Origin of the sequence: Pseudomonas sp. PSB11, from assembly GCF_014596605.1 — a bacterium.
Taxonomy (GTDB): domain Bacteria; phylum Pseudomonadota; class Gammaproteobacteria; order Pseudomonadales; family Pseudomonadaceae; genus Aquipseudomonas; species Aquipseudomonas umsongensis.
In genome coordinates this window covers 1-17,789 of record NZ_NOIO01000026.1, presented here as the reverse complement: position 1 = coordinate 17,789, position 17,789 = coordinate 1, and the positions used below count along the sequence as shown (strand labels likewise).

Sequence of the window (17,789 nt, the reverse complement as noted above, 5' to 3'; positions counted from 1 at the left end):
CTCCACGGATGAATTCGGGTTTTGTGAAATGAGCGATGACACTGTTTCCCCGGCCGCTGAAACACCTGGCCCCAAGCCGTCCCGCTATTGGGCAGGAAAAAATGTCCGGGCCATTGTGATCGGGCTGTGTCTGGTCGTGGGCGTGGCTGCTGGCATGGGCTGGTTGATGCTGAAAAGCAAAGCCCCGGCCCCGCAACTGGCGGCGGAAAAACTCGGCATGAGCCGTCCCGATGGCTTGCTCGAGACCCACTCCCTGAGCCAGTTGCCCAGGGACCTGCTGGCGGTGCCGTTCCTCAAGGAAACCCTGACCGAAGATTTCGTCTTCTATTACCAAAACCACGCCGATCGCCTCGGGCTGATCGGCAGCTTGCGGCGGATCATCTACGAGCATGAGCTGAAGTTGCAGGACACGCTGATCGAGCAACTGTTCGATCAACCGGCGGACGTTGCGTTGTGGCGCGGTGCGGATGGCCGGCTCAAGGATTTCCTGCTAGTGATGGATCGCGGTGGCCTGGCCAAGGTGCTGGAGCCGATTGCCAAAGTGGCGCTGGATGATTCGCAGTTGAGCAAACTCGCAGACGTGAAAGTCGGCAACGACGACGTGGCGCTTTATCAGCTCAGCTACAACGCCAGCAAGGCGCTGCTGTTTGCCTCCCATGGCGACAAACTGGTGGTGCTGTCGAACCCAACCAAACTCTACGATCCGCAAAGTGGAGCGACGCAGGAGCCGGGCAGTGTCTCGACCCAAGCCATCGCCGCGCTGCTCAACGGCGACAAACTGTTCCCCGAAGCGTTTGGCTTGCAACCCCGCGCGCCAGAAGTGAAGCAGCGACTGTCGGTGAATGCCAGCGTGCTCGCCATGGGGTATCAGCGCTTCATCCCGAATTTCGCCGGGTTGCGCTTCGACATGGATGACAAGGGCTGGCACAGCTTCCTGGCCATGGATGAACTGGACGACCAGCCGGACTTTGATTTCAAGCCGATCTGGCAAGCCATGCCGATGGGCGCCAGCGCTTGCGTGGCGGTGCCGCTGGCTGCCGAGCAACAGAAGCCGCTGCTGCTCAAGCTCGGTGCTGACGAGACTGCGGCCCAGGCGTTGACCGAGCACATGGCCGGTGCGGCGGGCCTGTGCTGGTACGCCGATTCGCGGCTGTACACACCACTGCTGGTGGCCAGCCTCAAGGATGAAGACAGTGCCAGCCTCGATGGCGAACTGGGCAGGCTGTTCGGCTCGATGGTCGGCGCCTATGAAGGCAAGGTCGATGAGCATGTGTTCCCGGTGATTGAGAAACAGCAAGGTGACAACCGCCAGTGGCAGCGGCAGGTCAGTTCCCGTTTCGGTCCGTATGCGGCCAAGGATGCCGCGAATCCCGATGCGATTACCGGCCAGGCTTTCATGACCGTCAGCCTGGCGCGCCACGGTTCGACGCTGTTGTTTTCCCTCGATGACAAACTGCTGGACAAGGCCCTTGGCACCCTCGACAAGCGCTTCCCGCCGATGGCCGACGTGGTGCCCAAGGACCTGCTGATGCCGGTGTACTTCGGCCCGGACGCCATGGCGCAGTTGATGCAGCGTGAAACCCTCGACAGCCTGCCGCAAGACATGGAACCGGTGTTCTACAACGCGGCGCAAACCTACCTGATCCCCAAATTGCGCAAGCTCGGCGGATACGGCAAGTACGCCCTGACCCTGCCCGAGGGCACCGAACCCGATGGCCACTGGCAATGGCTGCCGCTGCAATGGACAGCCCTGTGAACTTACTGATCCGCAGCCTCGGCCTGCTCGCTCTGCTGTTGAGCGCAGGCGCCGGGGCGATCGAAACACCGGCGCTTGATCCGCAGCAATCCCAGGTGTTCCGCGCCTGGTTCGTGCGCATCGCCCAGGAACAGCTGAGTCGGGGGCCGAGCCCGCGTTGGTACCAGCAGGACTGCGCAGGTCTGGTGCGTTTTGCCGCCAACGAAGCGCTGAAAGTCCATGACGATAAATGGCTGCGCAGCAATGGCCTGTCCAACCGCTACCTGCCGCCGGAACTGGAGTTGAGTGCGGCTCAGCGCGGGCTGGCCCAGCAATGGCAGCAAGGTGGTGGCAAGGTCGGACCCTACGTCAACGCGATCAAGCTCATCCAGTTCAACAGCCAGCTGGTTGGCCGCGATGTCGCACAGGCGCGTCCCGGCGACCTGATGTTTTTCGACCAGGGCGACGACCAGCACCTGATGATCTGGATGGGCCGATACATCGCCTATCACACTGGCACCACTACTCCCACCGACAACGGCATGCGTTCGGCAAGCCTGCAACAACTCATGACATGGAAGGACACCCGATGGATACCCGATGCAGCCAACCCCAACTTCATCGGCGTCTATCGACTGAATTTTCTCTCCCAATGATGGGTGCGCGCATGTTGCGTTTTCTGCCTCTGCTGTTGGCTTTGGTGCTGCCATTTTCGACGGTCAACGCCCAGGACGCTGTCGAACCCAGCGGCTACACAACGGTGGCCGGTGAAAGTTTTTTCCTGCTGGCCGACAGCAGTTTTGCCAGCGACGAACAGGCGATGGTCCGTCTTGAAGCGCCGGGTCGCGACTACCGTCGCTTGCGCATGGAACCCTATGGCGGCGCCGACATTCGGGTGTACCGCATCGACAAGCCGCTGGACTTCCTCAAGCGCCAGAAGAACCTGCACCGGGTCGTCAGTGACGGCCAGTTCAAGGGCGAAGGCCTGTCGAATACGCTCGCTTACTTGTGGGACAACTGGTACCGCAAATCTCGTCGGGTCATGCAGCGGGCGTTCTCCTACGAGTCGCGTAAACAAGTCACCGAGGAAGTACCGGAACTGAAGATGGGTAGCGCCATGGCTGCGCCAACACCCTACGACGCGCAGCCACAATTCGCCCTGATTCCAGGGCTGCCGGTGGTCAGTCAGTTTCGTTATCCGCTGTGGCAAGCCAAACCCATCCAGCCGCCCGAAGGCGTGAACCTCGCCGGGTCTTCCAGCGAGTTCGTCAGTGTGGCGCCGGGCAACGTCTACATCCCATTGGGCAACTTGAAACCAGGCCTGTATCTGGTGGAGGCGCTGATCGGCAAGTACCGCGCGACCACCATGGTGTTCGTCTCTAACACCGTGGCGGTCAGCAAGATTGCCGGGGATGAACTGCTGGTGTGGGCTGCGCGTAAACACGAAGGCAGTTCGGTGCCCAAGGTCAACGTGCTGTGGACCGATGGCCTGGGTGTGATGAGCAGCGGTGCAACCGATGCCGATGGTTTGCTGCGCCTGAAACACGTCAGCCCCGAGCGCTCGTTCGTGATTGGCGAGGATGAAGAGGGCGGCGTTTTCGTCTCGGAAAACTTCTACTACGACAGCGAAATCTACGACACCAAACTCTTTGCCTTCACCGATCGCCCGCTGTACCGACCCGGCGATTGGGTGTCGCTGAAAATCGTCGGGCGCGAGTTCAAGAACGCCCGGGATTCGGTGCAGCCCGTCGCAGCCGACGTTAACGTGACCGTATTGGATGCGACCGGGACGGCGCTGCAATCCCTGGCCTTGAAGCTCGACTCCAAGGCCGGTACCCAAGGCCGCTTCCAGTTGCCCGACAATGCTGTCGCCGGTGGGTACGAGTTGCGTTTCAACTATAAGGATCAGGCCTACAGCAGCGCTTTTCGCGTCGCTGAATACATCAAGCCGCACTTCGAAATTTCCCTGAACCTGGCCAGGCAGGATTACCGCACCGGCGAACCGGTCAAGGGCAACCTGGTGCTGCTCTATCCGGACGGCAAGCCGGTGGTCAATGCCAAGCTGACCCTGAGCCTGCGCGCCCAGCAATTGTCGATGGTCGACAACGAGCTGCAATACCTGGGGCAATTCCCGGTGGAGCTGACCAGCACCGAACTGACCACCGACGCCAAGGGTAATGCCGTTGTCGATTTGCCGGCCGCCGAGAAACCGAGTCGCTACATGCTCACCGTGTTCGCCAGCGATGGCGCGGCGTATCGGGTCAAGACCACCAAGGAAATCCTCATCGACCGCGGGGCGGCGAATTTTCGCCTGAGTGCGCCGCAGCGCTTCAGTGCGGTGGGCGACAAGGTTGCGTTCAGCTACGTCAATCAAGGCGAGCAGAGCGCAGCGGTCACGCCTGCCAGCTACGGCTGGGTACGCCTGGAGGATCAAGGCACCGGCGAGGGCAAGCTCGCGGCAACCGACAAGGGCTTCAGCCTGGCCTTCGAGCGTCCCGGTACTTACAACCTCTCGCTCAAGGATGACCATGGTCGCACCCTCGGTGCCACCGGCCATTCTGTCACCGGCGAGGGCGTCAAGGCGGTGCCGGGAACCGTGGAAATCGTCCTCGACAAACCCGAGTACAAGGCTGGCGATGAAGCGCTGGCGCTGATTACTTTTCCCGAGCCGATCAGCGATGCGCTGCTGTCCCTGGAGCGCGACAAGGTCGAGGCCACGGGGCTGCTGTCCAAGGGCGGCGACTGGCTGAAGCTGGAAAAACTCAGCGACACCCAATACCGCGCACGCATTGCGGTGCAGGACAGCTTCGCGCCGAACCTGACCTTTTCGGTGCTATACACCAAGGGCGGCCAGTACAGCTTCCAGAACGCCGGGATCAAGGTGATTACGCCGCAGATCGACGTGGCCATCGCCACTGACAAAGAGACCTACCGACCCGGTGAAACCGTGTCGGTCGACCTGAGCACGCAGTTCGCCGGCAAGCCGATTCCGGCGCATCTGACGGTCAGTGTGGTCGACGAAATGGTCTATGCCTTGCAGCCGGAAATCGCGCCGTCCATCGACCAGTTCTTCTACCATCCGCGCCGCAACAATGTGCGCACCAGCGCCAGCCTGTCGTTCATCAGTTACGACGTCGCGCTGCCTGGCAGCCCTGGCGCACCGGGCAAAGCCAACCGCAGCGAGCGGGGCGTCAAGGTGCTGGAGCGCCCGCGTCGCGAAGACGTCGACACTGCCGCCTGGCAACCGGAGCTTGTGACCGATGCCAGTGGCAAGGTCCGTTTCACCTTCAAGATGCCGGACTCGTTGACCCGCTGGCGCATCACCGCCCGGGCCATCGCCGATGACGGCCAGGTCGGGCAGAAGAAGCAGTTCGTGCGCTCGGAGAAACCGCTGTACCTGAAGTGGAGCGGGCCGACCCGGTTCCGCGCCGGCGACAAACCGGATCTCGGGGTGTTTGCTTTCAGCCAGGCGCAAAACCAGGTCAAGGCCGAGCTGGTGATTCATTACGCGGGCAGCGAACAGCGGGTTCCCGTCACGCTCGACAGCGGCATCAACTACATACCGCTGCCGGCATTCGGGCTGGTCAATGGCGAGTGGAGCGCGGAACTTGTGCAGGACGGTAAAACCGTCGATGCCTTGGCCGTGCGCCTGAGCGCAACCGGCGAAGGCTGGCAAGTCACGCAAAGCCAACGCCTGGACGTAGTTGGCGCGGATACGCCGCTGAACCCACCGGCGGATGCAACGGATATCCGTCTGCGTCTGGACGACAGCCCGCAAGCACTGTTCCGTGCTGCCCTCGATGATCTGCTGGGCTATCCGTACGGCGGCGTCGAACAGACCGCCAGTCAATTGCTGCCGTTGAGCATCGCCTATCCAGCCTTATCGTCGAACCCGCAGGTCCGCGATCGCTTGCGCTTGATCATGCAGAATAGCCGCCTGCGCCTGGTGCAGATGGCCGGCCCTTCGGCGAGCTTCACCTGGTGGGGCCTGGACGGCGAGCCGGACGCGTTTCTCACCGCCTACGCGTATTACGCCGACTGGCATGCCAGCCGGGTAATGGCGCTGAACCTACCGCCAGAGCACTGGCAGCGAGTGTTGGAGGTATACGCGAAACAGGCGAAGAACACGCCGCTGTTGCAACGGGCGCTGATCCTGTCGTTCGCCAGACAGATGCAATTGCCGGTCGACACCTTGCTCAGCGGCTTGATGGAAGACCTGATCCGCGCCGGTGAGGGCAGTGCCGCAAACGTCATGGACGTGGCTGGCGATAGCCTGGTCATGACTGATCCGGATTCGGCGCTGGGCCTGGCTGCTGCGCGGGCTTTGACCGCCTCGCTGGCCGGGCAATCGAAGGTCGCTCTGCCAGCCGCATTCAAGCGGCAATTGACTGACGCACAGCAGCGACTGGCCACCAGCTCCGAGCCATTTGCCGAGGCGCTGAATGCATCGCTGCAACCTTTCGATCAGGCGCATGCGCAAGCGTTGTTGCTGCGTTTACTGCCACAGCAATCCACCCTGGAACGTGCGTTGGCGCTGACCTGGTTGCAACGCAGCATCGAACAGGCCGCGCCGGCTGTGACCTTGAAACCGGGTGACGGCTGGAAGCAGGAGCAGGGCGCGACGGGTGAAGTCTATTGGGCATGGCAAGGCGCACAGGTCCCCGGCGTCTTGTCGCTGAGCGGTGCGCAGGAGCGTCCATTGAGCGCCGCGCTGAGCTTCCAGAGCAAACAGCCAGCGGTCGATCCGCTGCCTGTGACCATTACCCGTCGCCTGTCGCGACTGGTGCCGGGCGATGAAGCCTTCACCTTCAAGCTGCAGCCGGTCGGCAATGCTCCCTTGTCCAGCGACAACCTGTATCTGGACGAAGTGATCCTGACCAGCAAAGCCGCCAGACCCTTGCGTTACGGCCTGCTCGAAGTACCGCTGCCACCGGGTGCGGATGTCGAACGCACGACCTGGGGCATCAAGCTCATGGGCAAGGCCGGGACCGAACCTTCGGCGCTGGAGAAGGCCCGTTTCGAGCCCGGACAAATGGCCTATGCAGTGCCGGTGGATGCCTTGAGTGGCGAACTGCGTCTGCGTCACCTGGTGCGCTTCTCGCAGAAAGGCCAGTTCAGCCTGCCCCCGGCGCGTTTTACCCAGGTGTACGCGCCACAGCATCAGGCTCAGGAGCAAAAACCGGCGCTCGGTCAGGTGACGGTTCACTGATATGCGTCGGCCTTGGGTCTGGTTGCTGCTGTGTCTGATTCCCGCGCTGGCCAGTGCGCAGGAAGAGCCCTTGCGCCTGGCTTTCAAGGATCAGTTGCTGACGGTTAGCCGCACGCAACTGCTGTCGCGTGAACCGTTGTCCACCAGTCTGCAAACGCCCTTGGGCAGTGTCTGGAAGCTGTTCGTGTACGGATGGCTGGTGGACACCGGCGCGCGTGAGCCGGCGTACGAGTGTCGCGGGCAGTCGAAGGAAGACGTCTATTGTTGCACCACCGGTGGCAGGATCGAGCGGGATCAGGCGTTGGTGAAATCCTGCGGGCTGTATTTCGAGCCGGCGCGATTGGGTATCGATGTTTCTGGTTGGCGAGCGTATTGGCAGGCTCGTCAGGCGCCGGAGTGGCTGCTGGACTTGCCATCCTTGCAGCCAGCCACCCGGGTTTCGGTGGTGGAATTGTTGAGCATGTTGGCGCTGATGCCGGCGCAGGGCCAGGCGCGTCGGGTATTGCTGGATGTGCTATTGAACGCGGCGGATGGCAACGTCGTGGGCGAGCTCGGCAGTCGCTTGCGGGTGAAGACCTGGAGCTGGTTCGGGGACCGGGATACTGCGTCGCGTCAGGGTGGATTCGCCGGTTGGACGACGGATGGCACGCCGATCTGGGCGGGAGGGCGCGGAACCAGTCAGCGGGTTCTGCGCGATTACGCCCAGGCGTTGTCCGTGGTGCTGCCGACGTCCTGGGCGGTGGACAGCGGCCAGTGTGTCGAGGTCGATCTGTTCTCCCGCTATCCACTGCAGCGGGTCATGTCAGGTGAGCGTGTCATGTCGTCCGGCCTGTTGCGGGGCGATTACCGGGTCGAGTTCGTCAACGGCAACCAACTGGATATCCACAGTGACGGCGACCTGTTTTTACTCAACGACAGCCCTTCACCAAAACTGGTCGCCCGCCTCGATCGCGAAGAGTACGTCGCCCGAGTCTTGCAGCGTGAAGCCAGTGCGGAACCCGCCGAGGCCGCCAAGGCCTTGGCCGTGGCCATTCGCACCTACCTGCTGCAAAACGCCACGCGCCGCGGTGATTGCCTGAGCATCGACGACAGCAGCCAGCGCCAACGCGTCGCCCCACGCCCCGCCACGGCACAGGCACGCAGCATCGCCGCCTGGACCAGTGACCTGGTGCTCGCCGGCGGCACCGTGACCTACCACTCCAATCAGCCAGGCCTCGACAGATTGTCCTGGCAACTTGCCGTGGACCAAGCCAACGCCGGCCAGCGCTACGACGCCATCCTGCTCCACGCCTACCCGCGCGCCAGCCTCAGCCGCTGGGACAACCCTGTTGCCTCCTGCGAATCGCTACCCGCCGCGCAAGACTGGCTGCAAAAGCAACGCCGCGGCTGGCGCCCCCGTCTTGAAAGCGAAGCCGGCTACAACGAAGTCAGCACCTTCGCCGTATGCCGCCTGGCCTTCGGCCGTCCCTTCGTCGACCGTGAACGCCAGCGCATCTACGCGCGCGGCGTGCTCTCGCTGCAGGACCGCCTCGACTTGACCCACGAATACCTGCACCTGGCCTTCGAAGCGCACCCGAACGGCCAGGATGAAACCTACATCGAAGCGCTCGCCCGCCACCTCTTGCTGGAATAGGCCATGACTGATCGTTATCCACAGGTCTTGCTGCTGCTCTGCGCGTTTGCCGTGCTATCGCCGGCAACCGCCGCCGACAGCGTCAAACTCGACACCCCCTCTGGCGGCTGGCGAACCGGCGCCGCCGAAGGGGAAGGCGAAAATTTTCGGCAGGTCGTCAACTACCCGGCGTCATCGGTGAACACCCCGGCGGGACAGGCAAACACCGCACGTATCAAAGGTCAGATCAAAGTCGCGCCGAAGAACGGCGAGCCCGGACGGCTGATCGTCAACGGTGTCAGCATGCCGCTGAAAATCGATCCCGCGGGCGGCTTCGATCGGCCGTTCTCATTCCCCAATGGCAGCAACAGCGTTGAAGTCCGCAGCCCCGACGGCCAGCAACGCCGCCGCGTGCAATTCCTCAACGCCAGTGGTGGAGCGACTCCAGCCAAACTGCGCGTGCTACTGGCCTGGGACAGCGACGGCACCGACCTTGACCTGCACCTGATCACCCCCGACGGCGCCCACATCTGGTACGGCGACCGCGCCGTGGCCAACGGCGCCGCACTCGATGTCGACGTCACCACCGGCTACGGCCCGGAAATCTTCGCCATGCCCGCGCCGATCAAGGGGCAGTATCTGGTGTATGTGAATTACTTTGGCGGTGGCTATCGCAGCGACGAGGAAGGGCAGGAGGATGCGGTTCAGCCGTTGACGACGGCGCAGGTGACGGTGATTACGGAGGAGGGGACGCCGAGTGAGAAGATGGAGACGTTTTTGGTGCCGATGCGGGCGGTGGGGGAGTTGACGTTGGTTAAGTCGTTTAATTATCCGTGAGAGAGACTGGCGGATGACATTATTACGGGCATTAAAAAGCCGGCTTGTGGCCGGCTTCTCGGGGACTGGCTTGGTTCATTTTTGGTAAACCGCGCCAGCCTTCAAAACGTACACCCGGATCTTGCGTCCGGCTGTGGGACTTGGCGAGAAAGTCATCTGCCTTGTCGGTGCGATCAGGGCCGCTTGGCGGGTCGATGCGCAAATGTGGGGCGCAGCATACTGATTTTTTTGTGAAATTCCCAGCTTGGTGTGTGAGAGGGCGTTTCTGGGGAGCTCAGTCAGGGGGTGGAGCAGGGTTTCGGCGAATTGACTGGCGCGTTCGCGGGCAAGCCTCGCTCCTACGGTGGTGCGCAATACCTGTGGTGTCCGCGAGATACGCCTTGTTGTTACAGGAACGGTATCGGTGGCCGGCGTTTGTTCAGGGTTGACCACCAGAATACCCAGCCCAGTACCCTGATGTTCTGCTCTTCGATTTGCGCCGGCCTGAAGATTTCATCGGGGTAATCTGCGCGGTTATGGCTGCGCAAGCGCAGGGAGTTGCCCGGCAGTCGGTGCAGGTATTTGATGCGCAGCATGCCGTCATGTTCGATTGCGTAGATTTCGCCATCGACAATCTGGGTCAGCCCGCGATCGATCGCCAGGGTGGAGCCGTCATCGATTTTCTCGGCCATGCTGTTGCCGATCATCGCGGCACCGATGGCGTCGGTGTGATTAATTTCCAAAGCGTCGAGGTGGCTGCGGGGCAGGCGCAGGCATTGTTCGCGGTCTTCGACGACGTGGGTCTTGTTGGAGCCGGGGGCCGTGATGACTTCCTTGTAGAACGGCAATTCGATGTCGATAGGTTCGACTACGGTGTAGACACCTCGGATCGCCTGGGCGTCGAAGGGGTTGCCGGAGTCGTCGAGCAGGCGCAAGTGCCTGGCGTCTTTCGAGCCTTCGCCGGTTTTCAGCCAGTCGCTGTTGACCGAAAGTTTTCTGGCGACTTCTTCCATGCAATGGGCGGGCACGCCGCGGCTGTACCAGTTGTGTACATTTTGCGGAGCCGTATCCAGGAATTCGGCGAATCCTGTCGTCGTGATGTTCGCTGCTTCAAGGAGCGCTTTAAACCGAGGGCCGCTAGTGTTCTTTTTCATGACCGGAAGTCTACTGGCGCCGGTCGGGGGTTTGAATAAACGTCCCGTTCAAATTTCGCGTGAAATTTACGACTTGATGTGAGACGTGTTGGGTAAAAAATAAACAGGGCAACCTGAGAGCCTAAAGCGTTAAACGAATAGTTTAAATCGGCTTTACAGGTGCCCAAAAAAAACCCCGGATCACCGGGGTTCTTCTTGAAACTGATGGCTCAAAGCCTGCAGCTGCTCTTAGCCTTTATAGTTGGCAACCGACTGGGTGATCGCAGCACGGGCGGCGTCTGCGCCGTCCCAGCCTTCGATCTTCACCCATTTGCCTTTTTCGAGATCTTTGTAGTTCGCGAAGAAGTGCTCGATCTGCTGGATCAGCAGTGGAGGCAGGTCGGTGTATTCCTTCACGTCGACGTAAAGCTGGGACAGCTTGTCGTGTGGAACCGCGATCACTTTGGCATCGCCGCCGCCATCGTCGGTCATGTTCAGGATGCCGACTGGGCGAGCGCGGATCACCGAACCTGGAGCAACCGGGTAAGGGGTTACGACCAGCACGTCGAGGGGGTCACCGTCGTCTGCCAGGGTGTTCGGGATGTAACCGTAGTTGGCCGGGTAGAACATAGGGGTGGCCATGAAACGGTCAACGAACAGGCAATCGCTGTCTTTGTCGATTTCGTATTTGATCGGCGCGTGGTTGGCCGGAATCTCGATCGCGACGTAGATGTCGTTCGGCAGGTCTTTGCCAGCCGGAATCTTGCTGTAGCTCATTGGGCGTTGCCCCCGTTAGTTGACCAGAAATACTTGGCCGGATTGACCAAAAAGTGGCGGCGATTATAGGCATATTCCTACGGCGACGCCACGTACCAGAGGTCGTGTAGACCTTAGTCGTGTGCCTGATAGACCGGGTTCTCGGCCAGAAGTTGCCGCAGCCTCGCCAGCGGGTCCTGGCGATAGAACAGCTTGAGTTGCTCGTAGACCTGTGGATAAGCCTCGTGCAGCAAATCAGGGGCACTGAAGAAATATTCGCTGGTGACAGCGAAAAACTCGGCCGGGTTTTCGGCGGCATACGGATCAATGGCGGTCTCGGCGTCTGGATTGCGCTCCAGTTGGCGGTCGAGGTCGTCGTAGGCCTCTTGCATGATCCTGGCCCAGTCGCTGATGCGCATGTTCGTGTGCAGCGGGGGCAAGCCGTTGGCATCGCCATTGAGCATGTCGAGCTTGTGCGCCAGTTCGTGGATCACCAGGTTGTAGCCCTCCCAGCCGCCGCTGGCCATGACACCGGGCCAGGCCAGGATGATCGGCCCTTGCTGCCAGGCTTCACCGCTGTGCTCGGCGTCCCATTCGTGCTCGACCCCACTGGCGTCGCGATGGCGCTGGGGACTGAGGAAGTCGTCGGGGTAGAGCACGATTTCGTGAAAACCCTGATACCAGTTCAGGTCGCCCAGATGCAGCAATGGCAGTTGCGCCTGGGCGGCGAGCAGCAGGCGTTGTTCCTGATGCAGTTCGACACCGGGCAGGGCGGTCAGGTGTTTGTCTTGCAGAAACAGTACGCAGGCTTCACGCAGCCACTGGTCCTCGGCGGCGCTGATGCCATCCAGGAAACTCAGGTGATGACGCACCCGCTGCCACATGTCGTCGGCTATCGGGTGCCTGGCCAGGATGCGTCGACGTCGCCAGGCGGCAATGGACCACATTCTGTCAGCGCGATGCGGTTTTGGAGTTCGAGCTGCCAAAACGGCTGCGCACGACACCAATGATCATCGGCACCAGCGACAGCAGGATGATGCCGACCACCAGCAGCGACAGGTTCGATTTGATGAAGGGTACGTTGCCGAAGAAGTAACCCAGAGTGACCAGGCCACCGACCCAGAGCACCGTGCCCAGCACACTGAAGGCGAAGAAGCGTGGGTAAGGCATTTTCGCGACGCCGGCGACGAAAGGGGCAAAGGTGCGGATGATCGGCAGGAAACGCGCCAAGGTCACGGTTTTGCCGCCGTGCTTGTCATAGAAGTCGTGGGTTTGTTGCAGGTAGTCGCGCCGGAAGATCTTCGAGTTCGGGTTGCTGAACAATCGTTCGCCCGCCGTTCGTCCGATGATGTAGTTGGTGCTGTCACCGAGGATCGCCGCGAGCATCAGCAAGCCGCCCAGCAAAACCGGGTCCATGCCGCCACCGGCCGCGACGGCGCCAGCGATGAACAGTAGCGAATCGCCCGGCAGGAAAGGCATGACCACCAGGCCGGTTTCACAGAAGATCACCAGGAAGAGAATGGCGTAGATCCATGGCCCGTAGTTGTTGACCAGCAAATCGAGGTAGACATCGAGATGCAGGACGAGATCGAGCGGGTTGAAATCCATGGACGGCACCTGTGGTAACGGCCCGGTTCGGCAGGCCTGCGGATGACTTCGCGTAAGACTACAGACAGGAGGTAGTTTTTCTTACAAGCCGGAAAGAACGGAATTATACGGGCTGGGAAGTGAAAAGCGTGTGGCGTTTGTAGCAGGGGATTTCTGCGAGAACCAGATCGCAGCCTTCGGCCGAACGCTGCGATCTTTTTTCCTTACAACTCGTCGCTGATCGGCAATATGTAGTTCTTGAACTCGGTGTCTTCCTTGAATCCGATGGATTCGTAGGTTTTCTGCGCCACTTCGTTGTTGCTGCTGGTGGACACGCGCATGCGCACCGCGTTGGTTTCCTTGGCCATTTTCTTCGCCGTGCGGATCAGGTTGTCGGCGACCAACTGGCGGCGGGCGTCTTCGGCGACGTAGATGTCGTTTAGGATCCAAACGCGTTTGAGCGAAAGCGAAGAAAAGCTGGGGTACAGCTGACAGAAGCCCAACAGTTTGTTGCTGTCGTCATCGGACAGTGCCAGGTAGATCACCGATTCCTTGCGCCGCAGGCGTTTCTCGAGGAACGCCCGGGACGAGTCCGGGTACGCCAGGGAGCCATAAAACTCGCGATATTTGACGAACAATGGGGTGAGCAGATCCAGGTGTTCGAGGGTCGCTTGAATAATCCGCATGGTAGTTCTCGTCTTCAAGTGGCTGTCTTCACGTGCTTTGGCGGCAAAGGGTACTCACTGGCAGCCGTGCATCGATCCTGCCTGAAAAGGATTGGAAAGTGCAATGCGGAAGCGGTTCAGGTTTGCGGCGAATCCAGTAGGAAATTTCCTTTAATGTCCGCTCCTGCGTCTGACTCCAGCGTTTGCACCTGCGCTTCGTCCTTCAGGTTGACGCCCGATAGCTGTCGCCGGCATGCCTCGCGCATCAAATACAGCAAACGGTGTGCCGCCATGCCGTAAGTCAGGCCTTCAAGGCGCACATTCGAGATGCAATTGCGATAGGCGTCGGTCAGGCCGACCTTCGGATTATAGGTGAAATATAATCCCAGGCTGTCTGGAGAGCTCAGGCCAGGGCGTTCGCCGATCAGGATCACAGTCATTTTTGCACCCAACAGTTCGCCGATTTCGTCGGCTACCGCGACCCGCCCCTGTTCCACCAGCAGCACCGGTGCCATTGACCATCCATCGGCCGAACTCTGCTCGGCAAAGCGCGCCAGGAACGGCAGGGTATGGCGATGCACGGCCAATGCCGACAAACCGTCGGCCACTACGATGGCAAGATCGACCCCGGCAGGATTGGCGGCGGCGTATTCGCGCAGTTTTTTTACCGACTCCACGCTCAATTTTCGCCCCAGATCGGGGCGTTGCAGATAACTGTTGCGATCGGTTGCAGCGCTATGCAGCAACAAGCTGTCGCGACCGCATTCGGCCAATTGCTCGCTGAGGGCGACATGGTCAAACGGCAAGTGCACCGCGTCTCGCGCCTGGGCGTGGGCAAACTGGAAGTCCAGTTGTGCACGGGTCGGCAGGCTGGTGCCGGTGCGGCCCAGGGCAATGCGTGCTGGGGTCAGGCGTCGCAGTTCCAGCCACGGGTTGTGCGGATCAAAAGGTGGTTTTTCCATATCGACACTCATCCCAATTGCGCCAAGGCCTGGCGGAAGGCCGGCGGCAGGCTGTTACCGAAGAGGACCTTGCCGTCCGGTTGCGTGAAAATGCCCATTTTCGCCAGCCATTGCTCGAACTCCGGCGCAGGCTTGAGTCCCAGCGTCTGGCGGGCGTACAACGCATCGTGGAACGACGTGGTCTGGTAGTTGAGCATGATGTCGTCGGAACCGGGGATGCCCATGATGAAGTTGATCCCGGCGACCCCGAGCAGGGTCAACAGGGTGTCCATATCATCCTGGTCTGCCTCGGCATGGTTGGTGTAACAGATGTCGCAGCCCATCGGCACGCCCAGTAGCTTGCCGCAGAAGTGGTCTTCGAGACCGGCGCGGATGATCTGCTTGCCGTTGTAGAGGTATTCGGGGCCGATGAACCCGACTACGGTGTTCACCAGGAACGGCTTGAAATGGCGGGCCACGGCGTAAGCCCTGGTTTCGCAGGTTTGTTGGTCGACGCCGTGGTGGGCATTGGCCGACAGGGCGCTGCCCTGGCCGGTTTCGAAATACATCAGGTTCTTGCCGAGCGTGCCGCGGTTGAGGCTCAAGCCGGCGTCGTACCCTTCCTTGAGCACATTGAGATTGATGCCGAAGCTGGCGTTGGCCGCCTCGGTGCCAGCGATCGACTGGAATACCAGGTCCAGGGGTACGCCGCGATTGACCGCTTCGATCGAGGTGGTGACATGGGTCAGCACACACGCCTGGGTCGGGATTTCGTAGCGTTGGATGATCGCATCGAGCATTTCCAGCATGGCGCAGATCGAGGCGATGCTGTCGGTGGCCGGGTTGATGCCGATCATGGCATCACCGTTTCCGTGCAGCAGGCCATCGAGGATGCTCGCGGCAATGCCGGCCGGTTCGTCAGTCGGGTGGTTGGGTTGCAGGCGGGTAGACAGGCGACCGCGCAGGCCCAAGGTGCCGCGGAACTGCGTAACGACCCGGATCTTCTGCGCGACCAGCACCAGGTCCTGTACGCGCATGATCTTCGACACGGCAGCCGCCATTTCCGGGGTCAGGCCCGGGGCGAGGGCGCGCAGGACCTGTTCGTCGGCGGCGTCGCTGAGCAGCCAGTCGCGAAAACCACCGACGGTGAGATGGCTGACCACTGCGAAAGCCTGTTTATCGTGGGTGTCGATGATCAGGCGGGTGACTTCATCGGTCTCATAGGGAATCAGGACTTCCTGCAGGAAGTGGCTCAGCGGGATGTCGGCCAGCACCATCTGCGCAGCGACGCGCTCGCCGTCATTGAGGGCGGCGACGCCAGCCAGGTAGTCACCGGAGCGTGCCGGGGTGGCCTTGGCCATCACTTCCTTGAGGTTTTCAAAGCGATAGGTCTGGGCGCCGACGGAATGGGCATAAACGGCCATGGGCGGTGTCCTCCAAATAACTCAAATTCACTGCTTATCCTTTGTAGGAGCCGTCGAGTGCAACGAGGCTGCGATCTTTTGATCTTGCCTTTAAAGATCGCATCCTCGTTGCACTCGACAGCTCCTACAGGGGCGTGGTGTGCACCTTGATAGGGCGTTGCCGGGCTGCTAGATACCTTCGAGCATAGCGTCAGCTGGTGCTTCGGAGCGTTGCCGCGCGGTCAATTGGAAATACAGGTAGCCGGCCGCCATGAAGCCAAGGAAGATCAGGCCGATCAAGGTGTTGAACCACGCCATCGCGACCAGGCACACCAGCGCCAGGAACAGCGCAATCCCCGGTACGACCGGATAACCCGGTGCGCGGAAGGTGCGCTCGAGGTTCGGCTCGGTTTTACGCAATTTGAACAGGCTCAGCATACTGATGATGTACATGACGATGGCACCAAATACCGACATGGTGATCATCGCCGCCGTCAGCGACATGCCTTGCAGGTTGACCAGGCCATCGCTGTAGATGGCTGCAATGCCGATGACGCCACCGGCCAGGATCGCCCGGTGCGGGGTCTGGAAGCGCGAAAGCTTGGCCAGGCTGCGCGGCAGGTAACCGGCGCGGGCCAGGGCGAAGAACTGCCGGGAGTAGCCGAGAATGATTCCGTGGAAACTCGCCACCAGGCCAAACAGGCCGATCCAGACCAGCATGTGCATCCAGGTCGAATTGTTGCCGACTACCGCTTTCATGGCCTGGGGTAGCGGGTCGTTGATGTTTGCCAGTTGACGCCAGTCGCCGACGCCGCCGGCCATTACCATTGTGCCGATGGCCAGGAACACCAGGGTCAGGATGCCGCTGACGTATGCCCGGGGAATCGTACGTTTCGGGTCCTTGGCTTCCTCGGCGGCCATGGCGGCGCCTTCAATGGCTAGAAAGAACCAGATCGCGAAGGGAATGGCGGCGAAAATGCCGGGAATGGACGCGATAGTGAATTCACTGGAGCCAGACCAGCCATTGAGCACGAAATTGCTGAAACTGAACCCTGGCGCGACCACGCCCATGAACACCAGCAGTTCGGCGACCGCCAGCACGGTCACCACCAGTTCGAAGGTGGCGGCGATGCTGACGCCGAGAATATTGAGGGTCATGAACACGAAGTAGGCGCCGACGGCGGCGATTTTCGGGTCCAGTTCCGGGTATTGCACGTTCAGATAGGCACCGATGGCCATGGCGATGGCTGGCGGCGCAAATACGAATTCGATCAGGGTGGCGATGCCGGCGATCAATCCGCCTTTTTCACCGAAGGCTCGCCGACTGTAGGCAAACGGCCCGCCGGCATGGGGAATCGCCGTGGTCAATTCGGTGAAACTGAAGATGAAGCAGGTGTACATCGTTGCCACCATCAGGGCGGTGACGAGGAACCCCAGGGTCCCGGCGGTGCCCCAGCCGTAACTCCAGCCGAAGTATTCGCCGGAGATCACCAGGCCAACGGCAATGCCCCATAAATGCAGGGTGCCGAGTGTGGGTTTGAGCTGTGTGGTAGTTGTCATAAGTCCTCGCTGGCCTTTTTGATCTTCATTGGACTTTCGGGTGCTGCGTTTGGGCGGATTGCGGGCACGCAAAGGCCGTGCCAGAGCGGCCAAAGGCAGTTGTACGCGGTTATTAGGGACGCCTTCGCGAGCAGGCTCGCTCCCACAGTGAGCGGGGTCGGCCCCACAAAACCCCTGTGGGAGCGAGCCTGCTCGCGAAGGCGGTGGGAAGGACGGCACGGAAATCCCGCGCCGCCCTGGTTTTTAGAAGAAGCCCAGCGGATTGATGTCGTAGCTCACCAGCAGGTTCTTGGTCTGCTGATAGTGGTCGAGCATCATCTTGTGGGTTTCACGGCCGACGCCGGACTTCTTGTAGCCACCGAACGCGGCATG

General features: G+C 60.9%; 14 protein-coding genes. 5 read left to right on the top strand and 9 right to left on the bottom strand.

Annotated elements, in window-relative coordinates; genetic code table 11:
• The first annotated feature begins 28 nt into the window (after positions 1–28).
• The 5 genes from CGA21_RS23805 to CGA21_RS23785 are packed head-to-tail and all read left to right on the top strand — an operon-like array spanning position 29 to position 9,393.
• Positions 29–1,756 (top strand): DUF2138 domain-containing protein, encoded by a 1,728-nt coding sequence (locus CGA21_RS23805; RefSeq protein ID WP_188265178.1) that lies wholly within the window; start codon positions 29–31, stop codon positions 1,754–1,756.
• Positions 1,741–2,391, top strand: coding sequence for a DUF1175 domain-containing protein (locus CGA21_RS23800; protein ID WP_110755065.1), 651 nt, complete (start codon positions 1,741–1,743; stop codon positions 2,389–2,391). The genes CGA21_RS23805 and CGA21_RS23800 overlap by 16 nt, the downstream gene beginning before the upstream one ends.
• Positions 2,388–6,944 (top strand): alpha-2-macroglobulin family protein, encoded by a 4,557-nt coding sequence (locus CGA21_RS23795; protein WP_188265177.1) that lies wholly within the window; start codon positions 2,388–2,390, stop codon positions 6,942–6,944. Before CGA21_RS23800 ends, CGA21_RS23795 begins: the two co-directional genes overlap by 4 nt.
• A gap of 1 nt (position 6,945) precedes the next feature.
• On the top strand, positions 6,946–8,577 hold the full coding sequence (locus CGA21_RS23790; RefSeq protein WP_188265176.1) for a DUF2300 domain-containing protein: 1,632 nt from the start codon (positions 6,946–6,948) through the stop codon (positions 8,575–8,577).
• Positions 8,578–8,580: 3 nt separating this feature from the next.
• Positions 8,581–9,393: a YfaP family protein gene (locus CGA21_RS23785; protein WP_188265175.1), complete on the top strand. Its 813-nt coding sequence runs from the start codon at positions 8,581–8,583 to the stop codon at positions 9,391–9,393.
• 386 nt (positions 9,394–9,779) lie between these two features.
• On the opposite strand, the gene CGA21_RS23780 is transcribed toward CGA21_RS23785, so the two are convergent.
• The 9 genes from CGA21_RS23780 to CGA21_RS23740 all read right to left on the bottom strand — a co-directional run.
• Positions 9,780–10,526: a helix-turn-helix transcriptional regulator gene (locus CGA21_RS23780; protein ID WP_110755069.1), complete on the bottom strand. Its 747-nt coding sequence runs from the start codon at positions 10,524–10,526 to the stop codon at positions 9,780–9,782.
• A 228-nt stretch (positions 10,527–10,754) separates the two neighbouring features.
• A complete protein-coding gene (gene ppa / locus CGA21_RS23775; RefSeq protein WP_020796295.1) occupies positions 10,755–11,282 on the bottom strand; it encodes an inorganic diphosphatase in 528 nt (175 codons plus the stop codon).
• Between the two features lie 113 nt (positions 11,283–11,395).
• A complete protein-coding gene (locus CGA21_RS23770) occupies positions 11,396–12,208 on the bottom strand; it encodes a zinc-dependent peptidase (RefSeq protein ID WP_188265174.1) in 813 nt (270 codons plus the stop codon).
• Positions 12,209–12,212: 4 nt separating this feature from the next.
• Positions 12,213–12,869, bottom strand: coding sequence for a DedA family protein (locus CGA21_RS23765; protein ID WP_188265173.1), 657 nt, complete (start codon positions 12,867–12,869; stop codon positions 12,213–12,215).
• A 203-nt stretch (positions 12,870–13,072) separates the two neighbouring features.
• A complete protein-coding gene (locus tag CGA21_RS23760; RefSeq protein WP_110755072.1) occupies positions 13,073–13,534 on the bottom strand; it encodes a GNAT family N-acetyltransferase in 462 nt (153 codons plus the stop codon).
• A 116-nt stretch (positions 13,535–13,650) separates the two neighbouring features.
• A complete protein-coding gene (eutC, locus tag CGA21_RS23755; RefSeq protein WP_411157087.1) occupies positions 13,651–14,487 on the bottom strand; it encodes an ethanolamine ammonia-lyase subunit EutC in 837 nt (278 codons plus the stop codon).
• The gene (locus tag CGA21_RS23750) at positions 14,484–15,878 is read right to left on the bottom strand and encodes an ethanolamine ammonia-lyase subunit EutB (protein WP_110755074.1); all 1,395 of its coding nucleotides are present in this window, start codon (positions 15,876–15,878) and stop codon (positions 14,484–14,486) included. Before CGA21_RS23750 ends, eutC begins: the two co-directional genes overlap by 4 nt.
• 168 nt (positions 15,879–16,046) lie before the next feature.
• Positions 16,047–17,417 carry an ethanolamine permease gene (gene eat / locus CGA21_RS23745; RefSeq protein ID WP_110755075.1) on the bottom strand — a complete coding sequence of 457 codons (1,371 nt, stop codon included), beginning with the start codon at positions 17,415–17,417 and terminating at the stop codon, positions 16,047–16,049.
• A 243-nt stretch (positions 17,418–17,660) separates the two neighbouring features.
• Positions 17,661–17,789 (bottom strand): aldehyde dehydrogenase family protein (locus CGA21_RS23740; protein WP_073664670.1); only part of this gene is annotated, 129 nt, incomplete at its 5' end.

Coding starts and splice junctions, on each gene's coding strand:
- CGA21_RS23805 (WP_188265178.1), top strand. CDS start 29: ATGAGCGATGACACTGTTTCCCCGGCCGCTGAAACACCTGGCCCCAAG.
- CGA21_RS23800 (WP_110755065.1), top strand. CDS start 1,741: ATGGACAGCCCTGTGAACTTACTGATCCGCAGCCTCGGCCTGCTCGCT.
- CGA21_RS23795 (WP_188265177.1), top strand. CDS start 2,388: ATGATGGGTGCGCGCATGTTGCGTTTTCTGCCTCTGCTGTTGGCTTTG.
- CGA21_RS23790 (WP_188265176.1), top strand. CDS start 6,946: ATGCGTCGGCCTTGGGTCTGGTTGCTGCTGTGTCTGATTCCCGCGCTG.
- CGA21_RS23785 (WP_188265175.1), top strand. CDS start 8,581: ATGACTGATCGTTATCCACAGGTCTTGCTGCTGCTCTGCGCGTTTGCC.
- CGA21_RS23780 (WP_110755069.1), bottom strand. CDS start 10,526: ATGAAAAAGAACACTAGCGGCCCTCGGTTTAAAGCGCTCCTTGAAGCA.
- ppa (WP_020796295.1), bottom strand. CDS start 11,282: ATGAGCTACAGCAAGATTCCGGCTGGCAAAGACCTGCCGAACGACATC.
- CGA21_RS23770 (WP_188265174.1), bottom strand. CDS start 12,208: ATGTGGTCCATTGCCGCCTGGCGACGTCGACGCATCCTGGCCAGGCAC.
- CGA21_RS23765 (WP_188265173.1), bottom strand. CDS start 12,869: ATGGATTTCAACCCGCTCGATCTCGTCCTGCATCTCGATGTCTACCTC.
- CGA21_RS23760 (WP_110755072.1), bottom strand. CDS start 13,534: ATGCGGATTATTCAAGCGACCCTCGAACACCTGGATCTGCTCACCCCA.
- eutC (WP_411157087.1), bottom strand. CDS start 14,487: ATGAGTGTCGATATGGAAAAACCACCTTTTGATCCGCACAACCCGTGG.
- CGA21_RS23750 (WP_110755074.1), bottom strand. CDS start 15,878: ATGGCCGTTTATGCCCATTCCGTCGGCGCCCAGACCTATCGCTTTGAA.
- eat (WP_110755075.1), bottom strand. CDS start 17,417: ATGACAACTACCACACAGCTCAAACCCACACTCGGCACCCTGCATTTA.